The sequence below is a fragment of the Enterovirga sp. GCM10030262 genome (assembly GCF_042666435.1).
Taxonomy (GTDB): Bacteria; Pseudomonadota; Alphaproteobacteria; order Sphingomonadales; family Sphingomonadaceae; genus Allosphingosinicella.
The window spans coordinates 997,854-1,017,283 of the sequence record NZ_JBHTDC010000002.1; the positions used below are offsets into that span (position 1 = coordinate 997,854).

Genomic DNA, 19,430 nt, shown 5'->3' on the forward strand with positions numbered 1-19,430 from the left:
CGGGCAGGTCGCTTCCCCTCTCCCGCGCCGGGAGAGGGGATTATCTTTTCGTCCTGAAGAAAAACCGGAGCATCTCCGCCGCTTCTTCCTCGCCGATCCCCGGATAGACTTCGGGCGCGTGGTGGCAGGTCGGCTGGCCGAACAGGCGCGGGCCGTGCAGCACGGCGCCGCCCTTCGGGTCGGCCGCGGCGAAATAGAGGCGCCTCACCCGCGCCAGGGCGATCGCTCCCGCACACATGGCGCAGGGTTCGAGCGTCACCCAGAGATCGCATTCGTCGAGACGCGAAGCGCCGAGCGCGGCGGCGGCGGCGCGGAGGACGACCATCTCGGCATGGGCGGTCGGATCGGCGGCCCCGCGCATGGCGTTGCGGGCCGCAGCCACGATCTCGTCTCCGCGCGTGACGACCGCGCCTACCGGGACTTCGCCGGCGGCGGCGGCTTCGCGCGCCTGGTCGAGCGCAAGCCGCATCGGTTCGGGCAAGGGAAAGGGCATAAGGCCGCCTTAGCGGCCGGGTCGCGCGGACGCCATTGGCGCGGGCGCAAGAAAAAGGCCGCGGCGGTCGATCCGAAGATCGCCGCCGCGGCCCGATACGAGCTTATTCCTCGCCGTTGTCCTTCACGCCGACGACCGGAACCTCGACCTGGGTTTCGTCGGTGCTGATGTCGACGTCGGGAACTTCGACATTGGTTTCGGTGGTGCCGACGACGACTTCCTTGGAATCGACGTCGAAGGCCGGCAGCTCGCCGCCTTCTGCGCTCACGTCGACATCGGGAAGAGCGCCTTCCTCGGTCTGGTTGACGTCCCAGAAACCGGTCGCGAACAGGATGATCACGATAACCACAATGACGGCGAGAATGCCGAGAACTTTGCGTGACATTGAATATTCCTCCATCTGAGCCTTCTAAAGCTTCGGAGCGACAACGCAGCTTTTGCCGATCGGTTGCAGTCCCGCAACGATCTTGCACGCGAAACCCGCTTCGTCAAAGGACTCGAAGGTTGACGAAGGCGCCGGCGGCGGCTATCCGCGCCCCCTTTCCGGGGACATGGAGTCCCTAACCCAGGACGAGACACGATGTCGCGCATTTGCGAACTGACCGGCAAGGGCCGGCTGGTGGGGAACAACGTTTCCCACGCCAATAACAAGACCAAGCGGACCTTTCTGCCCAATCTGCAGAAGGTGACCCTGATGTCCGACGCCCTCGACCGTGGCGTGAAGCTGCGCGTCTCGATGAGCGGCCTGCGCTCGGTCGAGCATGTCGGCGGCCTGGACAATTGGCTCGCCAAGACCTCGGACGAGAAATTGAGCGTCACCGCCCGCCGCCTCAAGCGCGAGATCGAGAAGAAGGCGGCCGCCGCCGCCTGACCCGCTTTCCCGTTCGAGGGCGAAGCGTAGTTTCACGACCAGTCGAATGAAGCCGGGCCTCTCCAGGGAGGCGCCGGCTTCTTCGTGCGTCTCTATTTCGCGTCCAGCGCGAACTTCAGGAGCAATGTGCGCTGGAGCGCGTTGAGATTGTCGTCCGACGCGACCCAGACGATCGTCCTTCCATCCTCGCGCGTCACGTCCAGCGCCTCCATATTGTCGACCGTCACCGGCTCCTCGAAATGGGCGATCTCCGCTCCACCGAGCGGTTCGTCGCCGGACGCTGGCGAAAACGGCCCGACCGTCAGCTTGGCCGAGACCCCTTCCAATATCCGGAACCGGCGGTTGAGGAAGAGCAGCCGCCCGTCCGGAAGCAGCGCCGCGTCGGTGATTCTATACCCCTTCGGCGGGCGATAGCCGAGGCTGGTGCTCGGCGTTTCCGCCAAAGCCGGATCGCCGTCGAACAGCAGAACCGCGCTCGTTCCGTCCCGGCGCAACCTGTCTTCGGAAAAGATGAGGAAGCGGCCGTCCGGCAGCCGGACCATCCCCTCGCTGCCGCCATTGCTGGGCCAGCGCCGCATCGGCGGAGGCCGGGTCGCGACATCGCTCCTCCAGTCGCCCAGCCGATAGCGCCAGACGGCGTTGCGCTGCTCGAAGCCGATCCAGGCGCGGCCTTCGTGCACCGTCATGGCTTCGGCGTCGCGATCGAGCTTGCTCTCCGCCGATCCCGGCCCATCGGGCAGTGGACGGACGTCGATCGACGCCGGGCCTGCGCCCGGCAGCGAGAAACGGATCAGCGAACCCGCGTCGCTGACCGCGAGCACCATCCCATCCTCGATATGGATCGCCGAGATGCCGCCGAAGCGGGGATCGTTGCTGCTGATCGCCCAGCCGCCGAGATAGGATAGGGAGCCCAGCCGCCGTCTCGCCGGGTCGTCCTCGTCGAGCGGCACCGCCTGGAAGGCGATCGTGGCCCGATCCGGATAGACCGGCCCGCTATAGAGCGACGGCGGCGCGAAGGTCGTCAGCAAAGGCAGGGCCGCCAAGGCCGCAAGGATGCGCATCGCCCGCCTGATAGCCGCGCCGGAGCCGCCCCACACCCCCTCAATTTCGATGAACGGCGGCTGACGGGGGCATTCAGCCATGGCTCAAGCGAATCGACCGATAAGGGAGGCAAGTCGACGAAGGAGACGGTTTCGTGCCCCTCGCGGCGCCGACACAGTGGACGAAAAGGAGATTGCCATGTTCAAGAAAATTGGCCTGACCGCCGCCGCCGCGCTGGCCGCGCTGACGGCGATCCCCGCAGCCGCCGAAGCACAGCCCTATCGCGCGCCCGGTTATTATGACAGCGGATCGCACAGCTATGCCTATCGCGACGGCTATCGCCGCTACCAGCGCGGCGACCGCTACGTCCGCTACAACAATCGCCGCTATGACAACCGGCGCTACGACAACAGGCGCTATGACCGCCGTTATTACGGCCAGCGTTACTGCCGCGACAACGGCTCGGCTGGCACCATCATCGGCGCGATTGCCGGCGGCCTGCTCGGCCACGAGGTCGCCGGGCGTGGCGACCGGACCGTCGGCACGATCATCGGTGGCGCCGCGGGCGCCGTCGCCGGCCGGGCGATCGACCGGAATTGTTAAGCCTTAGCGGTATCCCTCCAGTAGTGTAACGAGGGCGGGGCCCGGTGTTCTTGAAGAGCGCCGGGCCCCAAATATATGCGAAGCATGTGGGGAACGTCAGTTCGCGTCGAACAAGTCCGCGAGCTGTTCGACCATCGTCCCGCCCAGTTGCTCGGCGTCCATGATCGTCACCGCTTTCTGATAATAACGCGTCACGTCATGGCCGATTCCGATCGCGACCAGCTCGACCGACGAACGATTCTCGATCCAGGCGATGACCTGGCGCAGGTGCCGCTCGAGATAGGTGCCGCTGTTCACCGACAGGGTCGAATCATCGACCGGCGCGCCGTCCGAGATGACCATCAGGATGCGCCTTTCCTCGACGCGCCCGATCAGCCGGTTGTGCGCCCAGAGCAAAGCCTCGCCGTCGATATTCTCCTTGAGCAGCCCCTCGCGCATCATCAGCCCGAGATTCTTTCGCGCCCGCCGCCAGGGCTCGTCGGCTTTCTTGTAGACGATGTGCCGGAGATCGTTGAGGCGTCCGGGATGCGGAGGCCGGCCGTCGGCGAGCCAGCGTTCGCGCGCCTGCCCGCCCTTCCAGGCTCGGGTCGTGAAGCCCAGTATCTCGACCTTCACACCGCAACGCTCCAGGGTGCGCGCGAGAATGTCGGCCGAAATCGCCGCGATCGAGATCGGCCGCCCCCGCATCGATCCCGAATTGTCGATCAGCAAGGTGACGATGGTGTCGCGGAACTCCGTCTCCTTTTCGATCTTGTAGGACAGGGAATGAGCGGGGTTGACGATCACCCGCGCCAGCCGCGCCGAATCGAGCAGACCTTCTTCCTGGTCGAAATCCCAGCTCCGGCTCTGCTGCGCCATCAGCCGGCGCTGGAGCCGGTTGGCGAGCCTGGTGACCGCCCCCTGGAGGTGGACGAGTTGCTGGTCGAGATAGGAGCGCAGCCGGCCCAGTTCCTCCTCGTCGCATAGCTCCGTCGCCTCGACGACCTCGTCGAAGCGGCTGGTGAAGATGCGGTAGTCGAATTGCGGCGACAGGTCTGACAATGGCCGGTTCGGGCGGATCGGGAGCATTCCCTCCTCGCCCTCCTCGCCGAGCCCCTCGTCGCTCTCGGCCATATCCTCTTCGGACCAGTCGCTCTCGCTTTCCTCGTCGCCCGATTCGCCTTGCTCGACGCGCATGTCGGCCTCGCCCTCGCCGCCGTCATCGTCGTCGCCATCCTCGTCGGATTCGCCCTCGTCCTGATCGTCACCTTCGCCTTCATCGCCCTCCTCGGGCGCATGATCGAGATCCTGCTCGCCCTCGACCAGTTCGAGATCGCGCAGCAGCTTGGTGGCGAGCGAGGCGAAAGTCGCCTGGTCGTCCAGGGCGAGCCCGAGCGCGTCGAGATCGGAGCCGGCTTTCTCCTCGATCCAGTCGGAAATGAGCTTCAGCCCCTCGCGCGCAATCTCGGGCGGCGGCTCGCCGGTCAGTCGCTCGCGCACCATCAGCGAGATGGCGGTGGAAAGCGGCACCTCGTCGCGGTTGCGCGCCCGGGTGATTGGATCGGTGCGCATCCGCATCTCGGTCGCGCGGGCGAGATTGGCGCGCACGCCCTCCATCGCCCGCGCGCCCAACGCCTCGACCCGCGCCTGTTCGGCGGCGGCGAAGACGGCGCGCGCGGTCTCGTCGGCGGGCGCGTTGCGGGCATGGAGCGCCGGATCGTGATGCCGCATCCTCAGCGCCGCCGCGTCAGCGAAGCCCCGCGTCTCGGCGACCTCGCGCTCGGGCAGGGTGCGGCCCGGCATCGGCACCTTGACGCTCTTGCCCGATACCGCCGGCGCATCGGCGGTGAACCCCAGCTCCAGCTCCGCCTCCCGCGCAATCGCCCGGCTCGCCCCGGTCAACACCTGGCGGAAGGATTCGAGGGGATTTGCCGGCTCAGGCACTTCCGGTCACCACAAGGTTCTACATCCAAAATTGGCAAGCTGCGGATCGCGAGTGATGATAATCAGATCTTCGATCACGGCCTGTGCCGCGAGCATCCGATCAAAAGGATCTCGATGTCGGCCCGGCAGGAAAGCTGCCATCAGCGCATGATCGTCGCGCATAGCCAAGGATTCGAACCCATTGCGCGTCATCAAAGGCCGGTAATCGCGCTGGAAATCCTCGATCTCATTCAGCTTGCCCGATGCGGTCTTGATGGCGATCTCCCATATGCTCGCGGTGCTGACCACGATTGTTTGATCACCGGATTCAATCACGTGCCGCGCCGCGGCGCTGAGCTGGCCGGCTTCCGTCCACCACCAGATCAGGCCGTGCGTGTCGAGCAGGTATCCGGTCAATAGCCGTACTTCTCGAGACGCTTTCCTTCCCAAAGCGCGAGCTCCTCGTCCGGCAGCGGATCGAACCAGACGGCGTCGGGGATCGGACCGCTGACTTTCAGTCCGCCGGGCTTTCGCTTTGGCTGGCGCACGACATTCTCGATCGGCACCAGCTTCGCATAGGGTTTGCCTGCCTTGGCGAGAATGATTTCCTCGCCGGCATGGGCGCGTTCCAGCAGCCTGGAAAAGTGGGTCTTGGCATCGTGGACGTTGATCATCTTGCGCGGATCGGCTTCAGCCATGGCTTTACTCCAATGAGTTAGTCCGCTTAGTCCATCCCCCGGGTCGCAACAAGGATTTTCGCGTTCAACCCGCGCGGCCCACCACGCTCTCGGGCAGGTCCTTGCCGAACACGCGCTGATAATATTCGGCGATGAGCGGGCGCTCGGTCTCGTCGCATTTGTTGAGGAAGGAGAGCCGGAAGGCGAAGCCGAGATCGCCGAAGATGAGCGCGTTCTGGGCCCAGCTGATGACGGTGCGCGGGCTCATCACGGTCGAGATGTCGCCGTTGACGAACCCCTGGCGGGTCAAATCCGCCACCTTGATCATCTTCTCGACCTCCTGCCGGCCGCCCTCATGGTCGTACTCGCCCGATTTGGCGAGCACGATCTGGGCCTCGGTCGCGGCGGGGAGGTAGTTCAATGTCACGACGATGTTCCAGCGGTCCATCTGGCCCTGATTGATCTGCTGGGTGCCGTGATAGAGACCGGTCGTGTCGCCGAGGCCGACCGTGTTTGTGGTCGCGAAAAGCCGGAACCAGGGATTGGGGCGGATCACCCTGTTCTGATCGAGCAAGGTCAATTTGCCCTCGGTTTCCAGCACACGCTGGATGACGAACATCACGTCCGGCCGCCCGGCGTCATATTCGTCGAACACCAGGGCCGTCGGCGTCTGCAGCGCCCAGGGCAGCAGCCCCTCGCGGAACTCCGTCACCTGCTGGCCGTCCCTCAGCACGATCGCGTCGCGGCCGATGAGGTCGATGCGGCTGATATGGGCGTCGAGATTGATGCGGATCAGCGGCCAGTTGAGGCGCGCCGCCACCTGCTCGATATGGGTCGATTTTCCGGTGCCGTGATAGCCCTGGACCATCACCCGGCGGTTCTTGGCGAAGCCCGCGCATATTGCCAGCGTCGTGTCCGGATCGAAGACATAGGCCGGATCGAGGTCAGGCACCCTTTCATCCGCCTCGCTGAAGGCGGGCACTTCCATGTCGCTGTCGATGCCGAAAAGGTCGCGCACCTTCGCCATCCGGTCGGGCGCTTCCATGACCGTCGCCGAGCGGCTGTCGGGATTCGCGTTGGGGATATCGGTCATCGTCTTCTATCCTGTCGGGTGGCGTCGCCGCCTGTGTCCAGCGCTCGGTAGTATCTTGTGTTCCGCGCCGCAACGTCAGGCGGGCGGCGCGGCCTTGGGCGGCAGCGGGAACAGGGTCGTGAAGCGCTCGGCGAGCGCGCGGTCGCCCTCGACGCTGAGGACGCCCGCCGCTTCGAGGGCGTCGATCGGCTGGCCGCCATAGACCGCCGCGGCCACCATGGTCGGCTCTCCCGCGAAGACGATATCCGCCCCCGCCGTGTCGCCGCGGCCGACGTCGAAGCGGCCGCCGGCGATGCGGCCGGCGAAGGTCTCCGTCCCCACCCGGAAGCCGACTCGCGCGTCGATGCCCTGGGCCCGCGCGGGATCGAACATGGTGCGGAAGGAGAGCATCAGCGAAGTGGCGCTGAGCGGCAAGGTCGGGTCATGCGCCGGCGAGCGCGCCGCCCAGCGGCCGAGCGACTTCACGATCGGCTCCGCTTCATAGCCCCATAAGCTGAGCTCATAGACTTGCGCGGAGGTCGGCGGCGGCAGCTTGCGGCGGACGAGCAGGCCCGCGCCTTCCAGCCCCTCCAGCCGCTGGGTCAGCACGTTGGCGCTGATTCCGGGCAGATCGGCGCGAATGTCGCTGAATCGCTTCGGACCCAGCATAAGCTCGCGCATCACGAGCAAAGCCCAGCGCTCGCCGATCAGGTCGAGCGCATGGGCGGTTCCGCAGGCGTCGTCGTAGCGCCGGCGAACAGGTTGCGCCGTTTCGGTTATTTTTGGTAACTTCATAGTCGCTTTTTATAACTCATGCGGGCATCACGGTCAACAGCGATTCGGAAGGGAGAGAGAAATGCCCCGGATGATCTTCGTGAACCTGCCCGTCACCGATCTTGCGCGGTCGACCGCATTCTACGAGGCGATCGGCGCCGAGAAGAACCCGCAATTCTCCGACGACACGGCGGCCTGCATGGTCTTGTCCGACACCATCCACGTGATGATCCTGACCCACGACAAGTTCGCCCAGTTCACGCCCAAGCGGATCGCCGACGCGCACGAGACCAGCGAGGTGCTGATCTGCGTCTCCGAGGACAGCCGCGAGGGCGTCGACCGGATCACGGAGAGGGCGCTAGCCGCCGGCGGCCGCGAACCGCGCGCGGCCCAGGATTACGGCTTCATGTACGGCCGCAGCTTCGAGGATCCCGACGGCCATATCTGGGAGCCGATGTGGATGGACATGGAAGCCGCGAAAGAGGCCATGGCCCAGCCGGCCGCCGCCTGACCCGACGACGAGGATAGAAACGATGCCCGCACAGCATGAATTGTCGATCACCCGCTTCATCGATGCGCCGCCCGAGACGGTCTATCGCGTCTATACCGAGCGCACCGGCGAATATTGGTGCCCCAAGCCGTGGACGACCCCCGTCGTCGACTGGGACCTGAGGGCCGGCGGCCGCGCCAACACCGTCATGCGCTCTCCCGAGGGCGAGGACATGCCGCACGAAGGCGTGTTCCTCGAAGTCGTCCCGAACGAGAAGATCGTCTTCACCAACGCCTTCACCGCCGGCTGGACGCCGCAGGTGCTGAGCGGCGACGGCTGCGACTTCGGCATGGTGGCAATCGTCACCCTGGAGCCGGAAGGCTCCGGCACCCGCTACACCGCGATCGTCCGCCACTGGGACGAAGAATCGCTGAAAAAGCACGAGGAGATGGGTTTCCACGAAGGCTGGATGCAGTGCGCCGACCAACTCGCCGACATCGCCGAAGCCGAAGCGAAGGCGGAAAGCCAGGCGGCCTGAACCGAAGAGGAGAGCCGCCATGCCAGTCGATCCGAACGCGAAAATCGAGATCACCGCCTTCGCCTGGGTGCCGTCCTTCGCGCAAGGGTTCGTCCGCGACCTTCGCCCGCGCTGGGCCTGCGAGGAGATCGGGCTCGCTTATGCCGAGCGTCTGCTGGAGGTCGATCCCCGGCCGGCGGCCTATTTCCTAGAGCAGCCCTGGGGCCAGGTGCCGGCGTTGAAGGATGACGGCGTCTGCCTGTTCGAAAGCGGCGCAATCCTGCTGCATCTGGCGGAAAAGGACGAACGTCTGCTGCCGCGTGACCCGCAGGGCCGGGCCAGCACGATCAGCTGGCTGTTCGCGGCCTATAACAGCGTCGAGCCGATGATGTTCGAGCTCGGCAATGTCGACATCTTCGCGCGCGGCGAGGAATGGGCGAAGCTGCGGCGGCCGAGCCTGATGGAATTCGCCGGGCAGAGGCTCGACCGGCTCGCCGACGCGCTCGAGGGCAGGGACTATCTGGCCGGCCCCTTCACCATTGCCGACATCGCGATGGCGACGGTGCTGCGCGAGGCGGGCGATACCGATCTCGTCTCCAGCCGTCCCGCGCTCGCCGCCTATCGCGCGCGCTGCCTGGGGCGCCCCGCCTTCAAGCGCGCGCTCGATGCGCAACTGGCCGTGTTCGCGGCCAATCAACCCGAAGGAGAAGCAGCATGACCTATGTGGAAGGATTCATCGTCGCGGTGCCGACCGCCAATAAGGAAGCCTATCGCAAGCACGCCGCCGACGCCGCCCCCCTGTTCCGGGAATTCGGCGCGACCCGCATGGTCGAAGCCTGGGCGGACGACGTGCCGGACGGCAAGGTAACCGACTTCCGAAAGTCGGTGCAGGCAAAGGATGACGAGAGCGTCGTCTTCTCCTGGTTCGAATATCCCGACAAGGCGACCCGCGACGCCGCCAACCAGAAGATGATGAGCGATCCACGGATGAGGGAGATGGGCGCGACGATGCCGTTCGACGGTCAGCGCATGATCTTCGGCGGGTTCGATTCGTTCGTCGAAGAGGGCACGGGCGACCGTGGTTCCTATATCGACGGGTTCGTGCTGCCGGTGCCGAGCGGCAAACGCCAAGCGTATAACGACATGGCGTCCAAGGCGGCGGCGAAGTTCAGGGAATATGGCGCGATCCGGGACGTCGAAGCCTGGGGTGACGATGTGCCCGACGGCAAGGTCACCGACTTCAAACGGGCGGTGAAGGCGCAAGGAGACGAGAAGGTCGTCTTTTCCTTTATCGAGTGGCCCGACAAGGAAACCCGCGACGCCGGCTGGAAGCAGATGATGGAAGATCCGGACATGCAGCCGGACAAGCATGAGATGCCCTTCGACGGCCAGCGCATGTTCTGGGGCGGTTTCAGGCCGATACTCGACACCGCCGCCGAGACGGCGACGGAGCGCGAACCAGCCTGATCGCGGTCATGGGAGGCCGCCCGCGGCCTCCCATCCCCCACCGACGAAAGGACCGACAATGTCCGATCCTGCACCCGAAGTTGCGGTCAAGCCCACCGGCGAGACGCGTGGCCGCAATCCGCATGGCAGCTTCATCTGGTATGAATTGCTCACCACCGATCCCGACGCCGCCGCCATTTTCTACGGCAACGTCGTCGGCTGGCGGACGCGGAGCGCCGGCCAAGCAGGCGTGGACTACCGCCTCCTCTCGATCGACGGCACCGACATCGGCGGACTGATGAAGTCGGAGGAAGGCATGCCCCCGCCCGTCTGGCTCGGCTATATCGGAGTCGACGACGTCGACGCAGCGGCCACGACGATAAAGGAGGCCGGCGGCGCCATTCATGTCCCGCCCACCGACATTCCCAACGTCGGCCGCTTCGCGATGGTGGGTGACCCGCAGGGCGTCGTCTTCTACATCATGCGCGGGAACATGGATCAGGCGAGCACGGCCTTCGCCGGCATGACCCCCGGCCACTGCCGGTGGAACGAGCTCGTCACCACCGACCAGGCCGCCGCGCTCGATTTCTACATCGACCAGTTCAGCTGGGAGAAGGGCGACGCGATGCCGATGGGGGAGGCCGGCGACTATCGCTTCATCAATCATCATGGTGAGATGATCGGCGCGATGATGAACCGGATGGACGCCAAGCAGCGGCCGATGTGGAATTTCTATTTCGGCGTGCGGGACATCGACGCGGCGGTCGAGGCCGTCCGCGCCAGTGACGGAACCATCACTTTCGGTCCGCAGGAGATCCCGGGCGGCGAATATGCGGTGAACGCGATCGACCCCCAGGGCGCGGCCTTCGGCCTCGTCGGCCCCAGGACATAAGGAGAAAGACCATGTCCCCCATAACCACCAGCAAGATCGTCACCTGCCTGTGGTTCGACCATGGCGAAGCGCGCGAGGCGGCGGAATTCTATGCCGCCACCTTCCCCGACAGCCATGTCGGCCCCGCGCTCGCCTCTCCCGCCGATTATCCCGGCGGAGCGCAAGGGACGGAGCTGACCGTCGAATTCACATTGCTCGGCCAGCCCTTCGTCGGCCTCAACGGCGGCCCCGAATTCAAGCCGAACGAGGCGGTCAGCTTCCAGGTCTTCACCGACGACCAAGAAGAGACCGATCGGTACTGGAACGCGATCGTCTCCAATGGCGGACAGGAGAGCGAATGCAGCTGGTGCAAGGACCGCTGGGGCTTTTCGTGGCAGATCGCGCCGCGCGTGCTGATGGAGGGAATGGCCGATCCCGATCCCGCCGTGGCGAAGCGGGTGATGGAAGCGATGATGACGATGCGGAAAATCGACATCGCCAAGATCGAGGCGGCGCGCAGGGGTGAAACGGTGGCGGCATGATCCGCGCTGCCTGTTCCCCGGCGAAAGCCGGGGCCCAGTCAGGCGTTGTTGCTGGACCCCGGCTTTCGCCGGGGAACAAACTCACGCGAATGCCGGCCGCGATTTGAGCTGGGTGTAGGCTTCGATCACCGCCTGGAGCGCTTTCTCGTGGTCCCGGTCGCCGCCGTTGCGGTCGGGATGGTAGCGGCGGACGAGATCGGCGTAACGCTGCCTCAGCGCGCGCCGATCGGCGTCCGCGCCGAGGCCGAGCACGCGCAAAGATTTGCGATCCGATTCGCTGAGCGGCCTTCCATCCTTGCGCTCCGGCTCGACGCGCCGGAAACGCGCCCCGATCGCGTCGAGCGGATCGGTGAAGTCCGCCCAGCGCGGCGGCGGCGAGCCGTTGACCGAGAAAGCCCGCGTCTGCCGCTCCCAGCCGCCATATGGGGTCTGCGCCTCCTCGATCTCGTCGGGGCTCATGCCGCGGAAATAATTGTAGCGGTCGTTGAATTCGCGGACGTGGTCGAGGCACAGGAAGCGCCAGTCGCCGGGGCCGTCGAAAGTCGGGTTGCGGCCGGCGGGCGCGCGGAACTCGCCGGCTTCGACGCAGCCGGGATGGGCGCATATCCGCTCCTGGCCCTCGATCCGGCCGTGAAACCGGGCCTGCCTTTTTCCCGAACTCGCCAACGCGCTCCCTTTCCCTTCCAAACCCCCTATATAAGCGAAATGAGCGAGCCTTTAACCGGCCCCGTCGCGGCCGAGATCACAAGACGCCTGACGCAAGCGCTCGACCCGACGCATCTGATCGTGCGCGACGACAGCGAGAAGCATCGCGGCCATGGCGGCCACGACCCGCGCGGGGAAAGCCATTTCACGGTCGAGATCGTCTCCCCCGCCTTCGAAGGCGAGAGCCGCGTCGCGCGGCAGCGGGCGGTCAACCGCGCGCTTGCGCCGCTGCTGGAGGATCGCGTCCACGCGCTGGCGATCAAGGCGATGGCGCCGAGCGAATTCTAACCCGTCATTCCCGCGAAGGCGGGAATCCATCGGGCGCATGTGCCTGGTGGAGACTCCGTTTGGATTCCCGCTTTCGCGGGAATGACGAGAAAGGGGAGCGTTGTGACGAGGAATCTACGAACCGAGCGGATCGCGCTATCGACGGGCGCGACGCTGAACGTGCGGCTCGGCGGCGAGGGCGAGCCGGTCCTCTTCCTCCACGGTTTCCCCGAATCGCACCGCACCTGGCGGCACCAGCTCGCCGACCTCGCCCACGACCATTTCGTCGTCGCGCCGGACCAGCGCGGTTTCGCTGCTTCCGACAAGCCGGAAGGGATCGGGGAATATGAGACCGCCAAGATCGTCGCCGACCTGATCGCGCTCGCCGACGCGCTCGGCCTCGGCGCCTTCACGCTGGTCGGCCACGATTGGGGCGGCGCGGCGGCGTGGCTCGCGGCGCTGACCCATCCCGCCCGGGTGAAGCGCCTCGTCATCGTCAATGCCCCGCACCCGCTGATCTTCCAGAAGAGCCTGATCGAGGACGAGGCCCAGCGCGCCGCCTCCCAATATATGCGCGCCTTCAGGAGCCCCGCCATGGAAGCGGGTATCCGGGCCATGGGGCTGGACGCCTTCTTCGAGAAGAGCTTCGGCGGCCATGTCGATCTCGCCAGGATTCCCGATGAGGAAAGGCGGGCCTATCTCGACGACTGGTCCCGCCCCGGCGCGCTGACCGCCATGCTCAACTGGTATCGCGCCTCCAGGATCGAGGTGCCGGCGATAGGCGAGGAGGCGGAGCTGCCGTCCTGGACCCGCGCGCCCTTTCCACGCCTCGCCATGCCGGTGCTGGTCATCTGGGGCCTGAACGACAAGGCCTTGCTCCCGGTCCAGCTCGCCGGCCTCCACGACCTGGGGGACGACGTGCGCATCGTCACCGCCGATGCGGGCCATTTCGTGCCGTGGGAGGCGCCGGACGTGGTGACGACCGCGATCCGCGACTTCCTTGCCGAGACCGTCGGCGAAGGCTAAGCGCCGCCCATGTCCCAGACCCCCGCCCGTTCCCGATCGCGCTCCGCCGCGCGGCTCGCCGCCGTGCAGGCGCTCTATCAGCAGGACATGGAGAAGATTCCGCTTCCCACCCTGCTTCACGAATTCCACCACCACCGGCTGGGCGCGACGATCGAGGATGTCGAATATGCCGATGCCGAGGTCGATTTCTTCGACGACATCGTCAGCGGCGTCGATGCGCGCTCGGACGAGCTCGACGCGCTGATCGCCGGCAAGCTGGCCCAGGGCTGGTCGCTCGCCCGCCTCGACAAGCCGATGCGCCAGATATTGCGCGCCGGCGCCTACGAGCTGGTTGCCCGCATCGACGTTCCGACGGGCACGATCATCTCCGAATATGTCGATGTCGCCAACGCCTTCTACGACAAGCGCGAGGCCGCGTTCGTCAATGGCCTGCTGGATGCGGTCGCCAAGGACGTTCGGAAGTGAAGCGTCACCCTGAACCTGTTTCAGGGTCCAGGGCCGTGGCGCCGCGAGGTCGCCAACATGGATGCTGAAACAAGTTCAGCATGACGAATGGGGACTTATAGGGGGTTCGTGACCACGGAATCCGATTTCATCGCCGCCCTGCGCGCCCTCGCCACCGACCCCGCCGCGCGCGGGCTGCTCGATGACGCGGCGGTGCTCGAAATCGGCGGCGCCAAGCTCGTCCTCACCCACGACATGATCGTCGAGGGCGTTCACTTCCTCCCCGACGATCCGCCCGGCGACATCGCCTGGAAGCTGGTCGCGGTGAACCTGTCCGATCTCGCCGCAAAGGGGGCGAAGCCGCTGGGGGTCCTGCTCGGCTACACACTGGCGGGCGACGATGCGTGGAACGAGGCGTTCATCGCCGGTCTCCGCCAGACGTTGAGCGCTTTCCGCGTCGCCTTGTTCGGAGGCGACACCGTGGCCGCGTCTCCCGGGACAGCCCGCGCGCTGGGGCTGACCGCGATCGGCCTGGCCGATGCCTCGCCATCCCGCGCGGGCGCGGCGCCGGGCGACCATTTGTGGGTGAGCGGGACCATCGGCGACGGCGGCGCGGGGCTGCGAATCGCGAGAAGGGAATTGGACGGCCCGGCGGCTTTGGTCGAACGCTACCGGCAGCCCCGGCCGCGGCTGGAGCTCGGCCAGGCGCTCGCGCCATTCGTCCACGCGATGATGGACGTGTCCGACGGCCTGCTGATCGACGCGGGCCGCATGGCGGACGCCAGCAGCCTCGCCGTCGAGATCGACCTCGCGGTCCTGCCGCTCTCGGCGTCGTTCATCTCGATGCTCGGCGAGGATCGCGAAGCACGGCTCGACGCCGCGACGATGGGCGATGATTATGAACTGCTCTTCGCCGCGCCGGAAGCGCAGGCCGTGGAGCTGCTGGCTTTGGCCGAGCGCCTCGGTATCCCGCTGACCCGGATCGGAGAATTCGCGCAAGGCGCCGGGCTGCGGCTGGTCGACGGCGCCGAGACCGTGCCGCTCCCCGCCCGGCTCGGCTATGAGCATGTCCCGAAATAAGCCTTGGTCGTTGCCCGGTATGGGCAAGTGTCCGGAATAGTTGAAACGTCCCGGGCTTCCCCGTAAGACCCGCATCCTATCCGGACGCGCTCGCCTTGGGGGCTAAGGCCCTGTCCGGGATAATCAGGGGAAGGACGCTTTCATGACCGTCGTGCTCATCGCCATTGCCTGCGGATTGGCCGCAGTGCTCTACGGCATCGTCACCAGCCGCCAAGTGCTCGCCACCTCGGCCGGCAGCGAGAAGATGCAGGATATCGCCGCCGCCATCCAGGAAGGCGCCAAGGCCTATCTCGGCCGCCAATACACCACCATCGCCATCGTCGGCGTGGTCGTCGCGATACTCGTCTTCCTCTTCCTGGGAGAAACCTCCGCGATCGGCTTCGTGCTGGGCGCGGTGCTTTCGGGCGCGGCGGGCTTCATCGGCATGAACATCTCGGTGCGCGCCAACGTCCGCACCGCCGAGGCGGCCCGCACCAGCCTGCAGAAAGGGCTGACCGTCGCCTTCCGCGCCGGCGCGATCACCGGCATGCTCGTCGCGGGCCTGGCATTGCTCGCCATCTCCATCTTCTTCTATGTGCTGGTCGAGGTGATGGGCCACAGCCCGGTCGACCGTGAAGTCATCGACGCTCTCGTCGCCCTGGCCTTCGGCGCCTCGCTCATCTCGATCTTCGCGCGCCTGGGCGGCGGCATCTTCACCAAGGCCGCCGACGTCGGCGCCGACCTGGTCGGCAAGGTCGAGGCCGGAATCCCCGAGGACGACCCCCGCAACCCCGCCGTCATCGCCGATAACGTGGGCGACAATGTCGGCGACTGCGCCGGCATGGCCGCCGATCTGTTCGAGACCTATGTCGTCACCGTCGGCGCCACCATGGTGCTGATCGCGCTTCTCGTCGCGGGCAGCGACGCGCAACTCCTCAGCCTGATGAGCCTGCCGCTGATCGTCGGCGGCGTCTGCATCCTGACCTCGATCATCGGCACCTATTTCGTCCGCCTCGGCTCCAAGCAGTCGATCATGGGCGCGCTCTACAAGGGCTTCTGGACGACGGCGATCCTGTCGATCCCGGCCATCTATTATGTCACCGCCCAGACGCTGGGCGACATGAACGCCGTCATCGGCGGCGCCCAGGAAGCCGCGGGCTTCGACGTCGACCCGCTGGTCGCCGCGACCGCCGTCACCGACGGCTTCACCGGCATGGACCTCTTCTACTGCATGCTGGTCGGCCTCGGCGTGACCGGCCTGCTGGTCTGGATCACCGAATATTATACCGGCACCAACTATCGCCCGGTTCGCTCGATCGCCAAATCGTCCGAGACCGGCCACGGCACCAACGTCATCCAGGGCCTCGCCATCAGCCTTGAATCGACCGCTCTGCCGACGCTCGTCATCTGCGTCGGCATCATCGTCAGCTACCAGCTGGCGGGCCTGATCGGCATCGCCTTCGCCGCCACCGCGATGCTCGCGCTGGCCGGCATGGTGGTCGCACTGGACGCCTACGGCCCCGTCACCGACAATGCCGGCGGCATCGCCGAGATGGCCGGGATGGACGACGACGTTCGCGGCCGCACCGACGCCCTCGACGCGGTCGGCAACACCACCAAGGCCGTGACCAAGGGCTATGCCATCGGTTCGGCGGCGCTCGGCGCGTTGGTGCTGTTCGGCGCCTATACGACCGACCTCGATCGCTATGCGGCCGAGCTCGGGATCGGCGCCGCCGGCGTCGATTTCTCGCTCTCCAATCCTTACGTCGTGGTCGGCCTGCTCTTGGGCGCCCTGCTCCCCTATCTGTTCGGCGCGATGGGCATGACCGCCGTCGGCCGCGCGGCGGGCGACGTGGTGATCGACGTGCGCGAGCAGTTCCGGAGCAATCCGGGCATCATGGACGGCACTTCGCGGCCCAATTACGCCCGCACCGTCGACATGGTCACCAAGGCGGCGATCAAGGAGATGATCATCCCCTCGCTGCTGCCGGTGCTGGCGCCGATCGTCGTCTATTTCGTCATCGCCGCCATCGGCGGACGCGAGCAGGGCTTCGCGGCCCTGGGCGCGCTCCTGCTCGGCGTGATCGTCTCCGGGCTGTTCGTCGCCATCTCGATGACCTCGGGCGGCGGCGCCTGGGACAATGCCAAGAAATATATCGAGGACGGCAATTACGGCGGCAAGGGATCGGAGGCGCACAAGGCCGCCGTCACCGGCGACACCGTCGGCGATCCCTATAAGGACACGGCCGGCCCGGCGGTGAACCCGATGATCAAGATCACCAATATCGTCGCCTTGCTCCTCCTCGCGGCGCTCGCCGCGGGCGGCGCCGCCGGCTGATAAATACGTTTGAACAACCCCCGCCCGGAGCGATTCGGGCGGGGTTTTATTTTTGGCGGCGAGCGGCTAAGGGCGGCCGAACTTTTCCGGCAGGTATGGAATGGCCAAGGAAGAACTTCTGGAGATGCGCGGCCAGGTGGTCGAGCTGCTGCCCAACGCCATGTTTCGCGTGAAGCTCGAGAATGACCATGAGGTGCTCGGCCACACCGCCGGCAAGATGCGCAAGAACCGCATCCGCGTGCTGGTCGGCGACGAGGTTCTGGTCGAACTGACGCCCTATGATCTGACCAAAGGCCGCATTACCTATCGCTTCAAGTGACGGTCCCGACCGGCCGTCATCCTGAACTTGTTTCAGGATCCATTTTTGCACTGCCGCGATGAGACCGGCATGGATGCTGAAACAAGTTCAGCATGACGAATTGAGCAGCCTTTGCGCCTGATCCTCGCTTCCGCCAGCCCGCGCCGGCTCGACCTGCTGAAGCGCATCGGAGTCACGCCCGACGCGGTCGTGCCGGCCGATATCGACGAAACGCCGCGCAAAGGCGAGATTCCCCCGCATTACGCCTGCCGGATGGCGGCTGAAAAAGCGGCGGCCGTGCAGGCGAGCGAGGCCGGCGCCCTGATCCTCGCCGCCGACACCGTGGTCGCGGCGGGGCGGCGCATCCTTCCCAAGGCGGAAACGGAAGCGGAGGCGCGCCAGGCGCTGGGTCTGCTCTCGGGCCGGCGCCATCGGGTCCATTCGGCCGTCACCCTGATCGACGCGAGCGGCACGGCGCGCCATCGGCTTTCCACGTCCGTTGTCGCCTTCAAGCGCTTCGAGGAAACCGAGCTCGATGCCTATCTCACGACCGGCGAGTGGCGCGGCAAGGCCGGCGGCTATGCAATCCAGGGCCATGCCGAGGCCCTCGTCCGGTTCCTGTCCGGCAGCCATTCGGGCGTGATCGGCCTTCCCTTGTACGAAACCCGGGCGCTGCTCCGCGCGGTCGGCTATTCCCTTGGCTGATTGGCTTTACGAAGCGGGGATCGGCGAGAATCGCGCCGCCCTCGTCGAGGACGGCATCATCGTCGAAGCGATGATCGAGCTTCCGGGCCGGGTGCGGACGGGATCGGTTGTCGCCGGCCGGCTGTCGTCGATCCTGGTGCCCGCCCGAAGGGGCATCGTGACCCTGGCGGACGGGAGCGAGGCATATCTGGAGCCGATCCCGGCCGGAACGACCGAGGGCGCGGCGCTGCGCGTCGAGATTGTCCGCGAGCCGATCGCCGAACAAGGCCGCGCCAAGCTGCCAAAATGCCGCGCGACGGATGCGCCGGAGCGGACGGGACCCGCGCTACGCGAGCGGCTCGCCGCGACCGGCGCGGCGGTGACGATGGTCGGCGCACTCGATCGCGACCGGCTGGAGGAAGCGGGCTGGTCGGAACTGATGGAGGAGGCCCGGACCGGCGAAATCGCCTTTCCGGGCGGCGGCCTGCGGATGAGCCTCACCCCCGCAATGACCCTGTTCGACGTCGACGGCGCGCTGGCGCCCGCCGCGCTCGCCGTCGCGGGCGCGCAAGCGGCGGGGCGAGTGATCCGGCGGTTCGGCATCGGCGGCTCGATCGGCATCGACCTTCCGACATTGCCGTCGCGAGAGGACCGCCAGCGGGCGGCGGCGGCGCTCGACGCGATGCTGCCGCAACCGTTCGAGCGCACCGCCGTCAACGGCTTCGGCTTCCTCCAGATCGTGCGGCGGCGGGAGCGGGCGTCGTTGCCGGAATTGCTGCAGGGCGACCGGATCGGCGCGGCGGCGCGGGCGCTGCTGCGGCAGGCGGAGCGTTCGGGCGGACCCGGAGGCCGGGTTCTCCATGCCGCGCCGCCCGTGATCGCGCGGATCGAGGACCATCCGGAATGGCGGCAGGAACTGGCGAGGCGGGTCGGCGGACCCGTCGCCTTGCAGGCGGAGCTGGGGCTCGCCATATCGGCGGGCCATGTCCACAGCCGCCAAGCCTAAAGCCCGCCGCGACGCCTGCCCGCTCTGCGGCCAGCCCTCGAGCGAAACCCACGCGCCTTTCTGCGGCCAGGGCTGCCGCGACCGCGACCTGCTGAAATGGCTCGGCGACGGCTATCGCGTGCCCGGCCCGCCCGCCGAACCGGACGCGCCGGAATTCGGGCGGGATGGGCTGGACAGCGAGCGCTAGCCGCCTCTATAGGCGCGTCTTCCGCATCCGCCGGATACGCCCAGGTAGCTCAGTTGGTAGAGCATGCGACTGAAAATCGCAGTGTCGGCGGTTCGATCCCGTCCCTGGGCACCATTT

The 19,430-nt window shown here is 66.6% G+C and carries 26 protein-coding genes and 1 tRNA gene; 18 read left to right on the plus strand and 9 right to left on the minus strand.

Annotation, left to right across the window (positions count from 1 at the left end; genetic code table 11):
• Positions 1-40: 40 nt before the first annotated feature.
• On the minus strand, positions 41-493 hold the full coding sequence (locus ACFQRC_RS14095) for a nucleoside deaminase (protein ID WP_379962352.1): 453 nt from the start codon (positions 491-493) through the stop codon (positions 41-43).
• Between the two features lie 103 nt (positions 494-596).
• Positions 597-878 (minus strand): hypothetical protein, encoded by a 282-nt coding sequence (locus tag ACFQRC_RS14100; protein ID WP_379962354.1) that lies wholly within the window; start codon positions 876-878, stop codon positions 597-599.
• 195 nt (positions 879-1,073) lie between these two features.
• Between ACFQRC_RS14100 and rpmB the strand changes: the two genes are divergently transcribed.
• Positions 1,074-1,364: a 50S ribosomal protein L28 gene (gene rpmB / locus ACFQRC_RS14105; protein ID WP_379962356.1), complete on the plus strand. Its 291-nt coding sequence runs from the start codon at positions 1,074-1,076 to the stop codon at positions 1,362-1,364.
• A gap of 92 nt (positions 1,365-1,456) precedes the next feature.
• Here rpmB and ACFQRC_RS14110 read toward each other — a convergent pair whose 3' ends face one another.
• Entirely contained in the window at positions 1,457-2,425 is a 969-nt protein-coding gene (locus tag ACFQRC_RS14110; protein ID WP_379962357.1) for an esterase-like activity of phytase family protein, read from the minus strand.
• 178 nt (positions 2,426-2,603) lie between these two features.
• On the opposite strand from ACFQRC_RS14110, the gene ACFQRC_RS14115 reads away from it, so the two are divergent.
• On the plus strand, positions 2,604-3,008 hold the full coding sequence (locus ACFQRC_RS14115; RefSeq protein ID WP_379962358.1) for a glycine zipper 2TM domain-containing protein: 405 nt from the start codon (positions 2,604-2,606) through the stop codon (positions 3,006-3,008).
• Positions 3,009-3,104: 96 nt separating this feature from the next.
• Here the strand turns inward: ACFQRC_RS14115 and cobT are convergent, their stop codons facing one another.
• From cobT to ACFQRC_RS14140, 5 genes are all read right to left on the minus strand, one after another.
• Positions 3,105-4,931, minus strand: a complete 1,827-nt coding sequence (cobT, locus tag ACFQRC_RS14120) for a cobaltochelatase subunit CobT (RefSeq protein WP_379962360.1) — start codon at positions 4,929-4,931, stop codon at positions 3,105-3,107.
• Between the two features lie 6 nt (positions 4,932-4,937).
• Positions 4,938-5,327, minus strand: a complete 390-nt coding sequence (locus ACFQRC_RS14125) for a type II toxin-antitoxin system VapC family toxin (RefSeq protein ID WP_379962361.1) — start codon at positions 5,325-5,327, stop codon at positions 4,938-4,940.
• Positions 5,324-5,608 carry a type II toxin-antitoxin system Phd/YefM family antitoxin gene (locus tag ACFQRC_RS14130; protein ID WP_379962362.1) on the minus strand — a complete coding sequence of 95 codons (285 nt, stop codon included), beginning with the start codon at positions 5,606-5,608 and terminating at the stop codon, positions 5,324-5,326. Before ACFQRC_RS14130 ends, ACFQRC_RS14125 begins: the two co-directional genes overlap by 4 nt.
• Positions 5,609-5,672: 64 nt before the next feature.
• Positions 5,673-6,632 carry a cobaltochelatase subunit CobS gene (cobS, locus tag ACFQRC_RS14135; protein WP_379962437.1) on the minus strand — a complete coding sequence of 320 codons (960 nt, stop codon included), beginning with the start codon at positions 6,630-6,632 and terminating at the stop codon, positions 5,673-5,675.
• A 123-nt stretch (positions 6,633-6,755) separates the two neighbouring features.
• The gene (locus ACFQRC_RS14140; RefSeq protein ID WP_379962363.1) at positions 6,756-7,454 is read right to left on the minus strand and encodes a winged helix-turn-helix transcriptional regulator; all 699 of its coding nucleotides are present in this window, start codon (positions 7,452-7,454) and stop codon (positions 6,756-6,758) included.
• Between the two features lie 61 nt (positions 7,455-7,515).
• On the opposite strand from ACFQRC_RS14140, the gene ACFQRC_RS14145 reads away from it, so the two are divergent.
• From ACFQRC_RS14145 to ACFQRC_RS14170, 6 genes are read left to right on the plus strand one after another with little or no spacing between them, the layout of a single operon-like run.
• Positions 7,516-7,944, plus strand: coding sequence for a VOC family protein (locus ACFQRC_RS14145; protein ID WP_379962364.1), 429 nt, complete (start codon positions 7,516-7,518; stop codon positions 7,942-7,944).
• Between the two features lie 22 nt (positions 7,945-7,966).
• The gene (locus ACFQRC_RS14150) at positions 7,967-8,461 is read left to right on the plus strand and encodes an SRPBCC family protein (RefSeq protein WP_379962365.1); all 495 of its coding nucleotides are present in this window, start codon (positions 7,967-7,969) and stop codon (positions 8,459-8,461) included.
• Between the two features lie 19 nt (positions 8,462-8,480).
• A complete protein-coding gene (locus ACFQRC_RS14155) occupies positions 8,481-9,158 on the plus strand; it encodes a glutathione S-transferase family protein (protein ID WP_379962366.1) in 678 nt (225 codons plus the stop codon).
• Positions 9,155-9,907 (plus strand): DUF1428 domain-containing protein, encoded by a 753-nt coding sequence (locus tag ACFQRC_RS14160; protein ID WP_379962367.1) that lies wholly within the window; start codon positions 9,155-9,157, stop codon positions 9,905-9,907. Before ACFQRC_RS14155 ends, ACFQRC_RS14160 begins: the two co-directional genes overlap by 4 nt.
• A 58-nt stretch (positions 9,908-9,965) precedes the next feature.
• Positions 9,966-10,778, plus strand: a complete 813-nt coding sequence (locus tag ACFQRC_RS14165; RefSeq protein WP_379962368.1) for a VOC family protein — start codon at positions 9,966-9,968, stop codon at positions 10,776-10,778.
• Between the two features lie 11 nt (positions 10,779-10,789).
• A complete protein-coding gene (locus ACFQRC_RS14170) occupies positions 10,790-11,299 on the plus strand; it encodes a VOC family protein (RefSeq protein ID WP_379962369.1) in 510 nt (169 codons plus the stop codon).
• 81 nt (positions 11,300-11,380) lie between these two features.
• Here the strand turns inward: ACFQRC_RS14170 and ACFQRC_RS14175 are convergent, their stop codons facing one another.
• Positions 11,381-11,965, minus strand: a complete 585-nt coding sequence (locus ACFQRC_RS14175) for a J domain-containing protein (protein ID WP_379962370.1) — start codon at positions 11,963-11,965, stop codon at positions 11,381-11,383.
• A gap of 39 nt (positions 11,966-12,004) precedes the next feature.
• Here ACFQRC_RS14175 and ACFQRC_RS14180 point away from each other — a divergent pair, with 39 nt between their 5' ends.
• The 10 genes from ACFQRC_RS14180 (at position 12,005) to ACFQRC_RS14225 (ending at position 19,427) form a co-directional block, all read left to right on the plus strand.
• Complete coding sequence (locus ACFQRC_RS14180) at positions 12,005-12,292, plus strand: BolA family protein (RefSeq protein WP_379962371.1); 288 nt, start codon at positions 12,005-12,007, stop codon at positions 12,290-12,292.
• A gap of 102 nt (positions 12,293-12,394) precedes the next feature.
• Positions 12,395-13,297 (plus strand): alpha/beta fold hydrolase, encoded by a 903-nt coding sequence (locus ACFQRC_RS14185; protein ID WP_379962372.1) that lies wholly within the window; start codon positions 12,395-12,397, stop codon positions 13,295-13,297.
• 9 nt (positions 13,298-13,306) lie between these two features.
• Positions 13,307-13,762: a transcription antitermination factor NusB gene (gene nusB / locus ACFQRC_RS14190; protein ID WP_379962374.1), complete on the plus strand. Its 456-nt coding sequence runs from the start codon at positions 13,307-13,309 to the stop codon at positions 13,760-13,762.
• Positions 13,763-13,870: 108 nt separating this feature from the next.
• Positions 13,871-14,821 (plus strand): thiamine-phosphate kinase, encoded by a 951-nt coding sequence (gene thiL, locus ACFQRC_RS14195; RefSeq protein WP_379962375.1) that lies wholly within the window; start codon positions 13,871-13,873, stop codon positions 14,819-14,821.
• 142 nt (positions 14,822-14,963) lie between these two features.
• Positions 14,964-17,138, plus strand: a complete 2,175-nt coding sequence (locus tag ACFQRC_RS14200) for a sodium-translocating pyrophosphatase (RefSeq protein WP_379962376.1) — start codon at positions 14,964-14,966, stop codon at positions 17,136-17,138.
• Between the two features lie 100 nt (positions 17,139-17,238).
• On the plus strand, positions 17,239-17,457 hold the full coding sequence (gene infA, locus ACFQRC_RS14205; RefSeq protein ID WP_184014731.1) for a translation initiation factor IF-1: 219 nt from the start codon (positions 17,239-17,241) through the stop codon (positions 17,455-17,457).
• Between the two features lie 111 nt (positions 17,458-17,568).
• Complete coding sequence (locus tag ACFQRC_RS14210) at positions 17,569-18,141, plus strand: Maf family protein (RefSeq protein ID WP_379962377.1); 573 nt, start codon at positions 17,569-17,571, stop codon at positions 18,139-18,141.
• Positions 18,134-19,126: a hypothetical protein gene (locus tag ACFQRC_RS14215; RefSeq protein ID WP_379962378.1), complete on the plus strand. Its 993-nt coding sequence runs from the start codon at positions 18,134-18,136 to the stop codon at positions 19,124-19,126. Before ACFQRC_RS14210 ends, ACFQRC_RS14215 begins: the two co-directional genes overlap by 8 nt.
• Positions 19,104-19,313 carry a DNA gyrase inhibitor YacG gene (locus ACFQRC_RS14220; protein ID WP_379962380.1) on the plus strand — a complete coding sequence of 70 codons (210 nt, stop codon included), beginning with the start codon at positions 19,104-19,106 and terminating at the stop codon, positions 19,311-19,313. The genes ACFQRC_RS14215 and ACFQRC_RS14220 overlap by 23 nt, the downstream gene beginning before the upstream one ends.
• Before the next feature lie 38 nt (positions 19,314-19,351).
• A tRNA-Phe gene (locus tag ACFQRC_RS14225) sits at positions 19,352-19,427 on the plus strand.
• Positions 19,428-19,430: the final 3 nt, after the last annotated feature.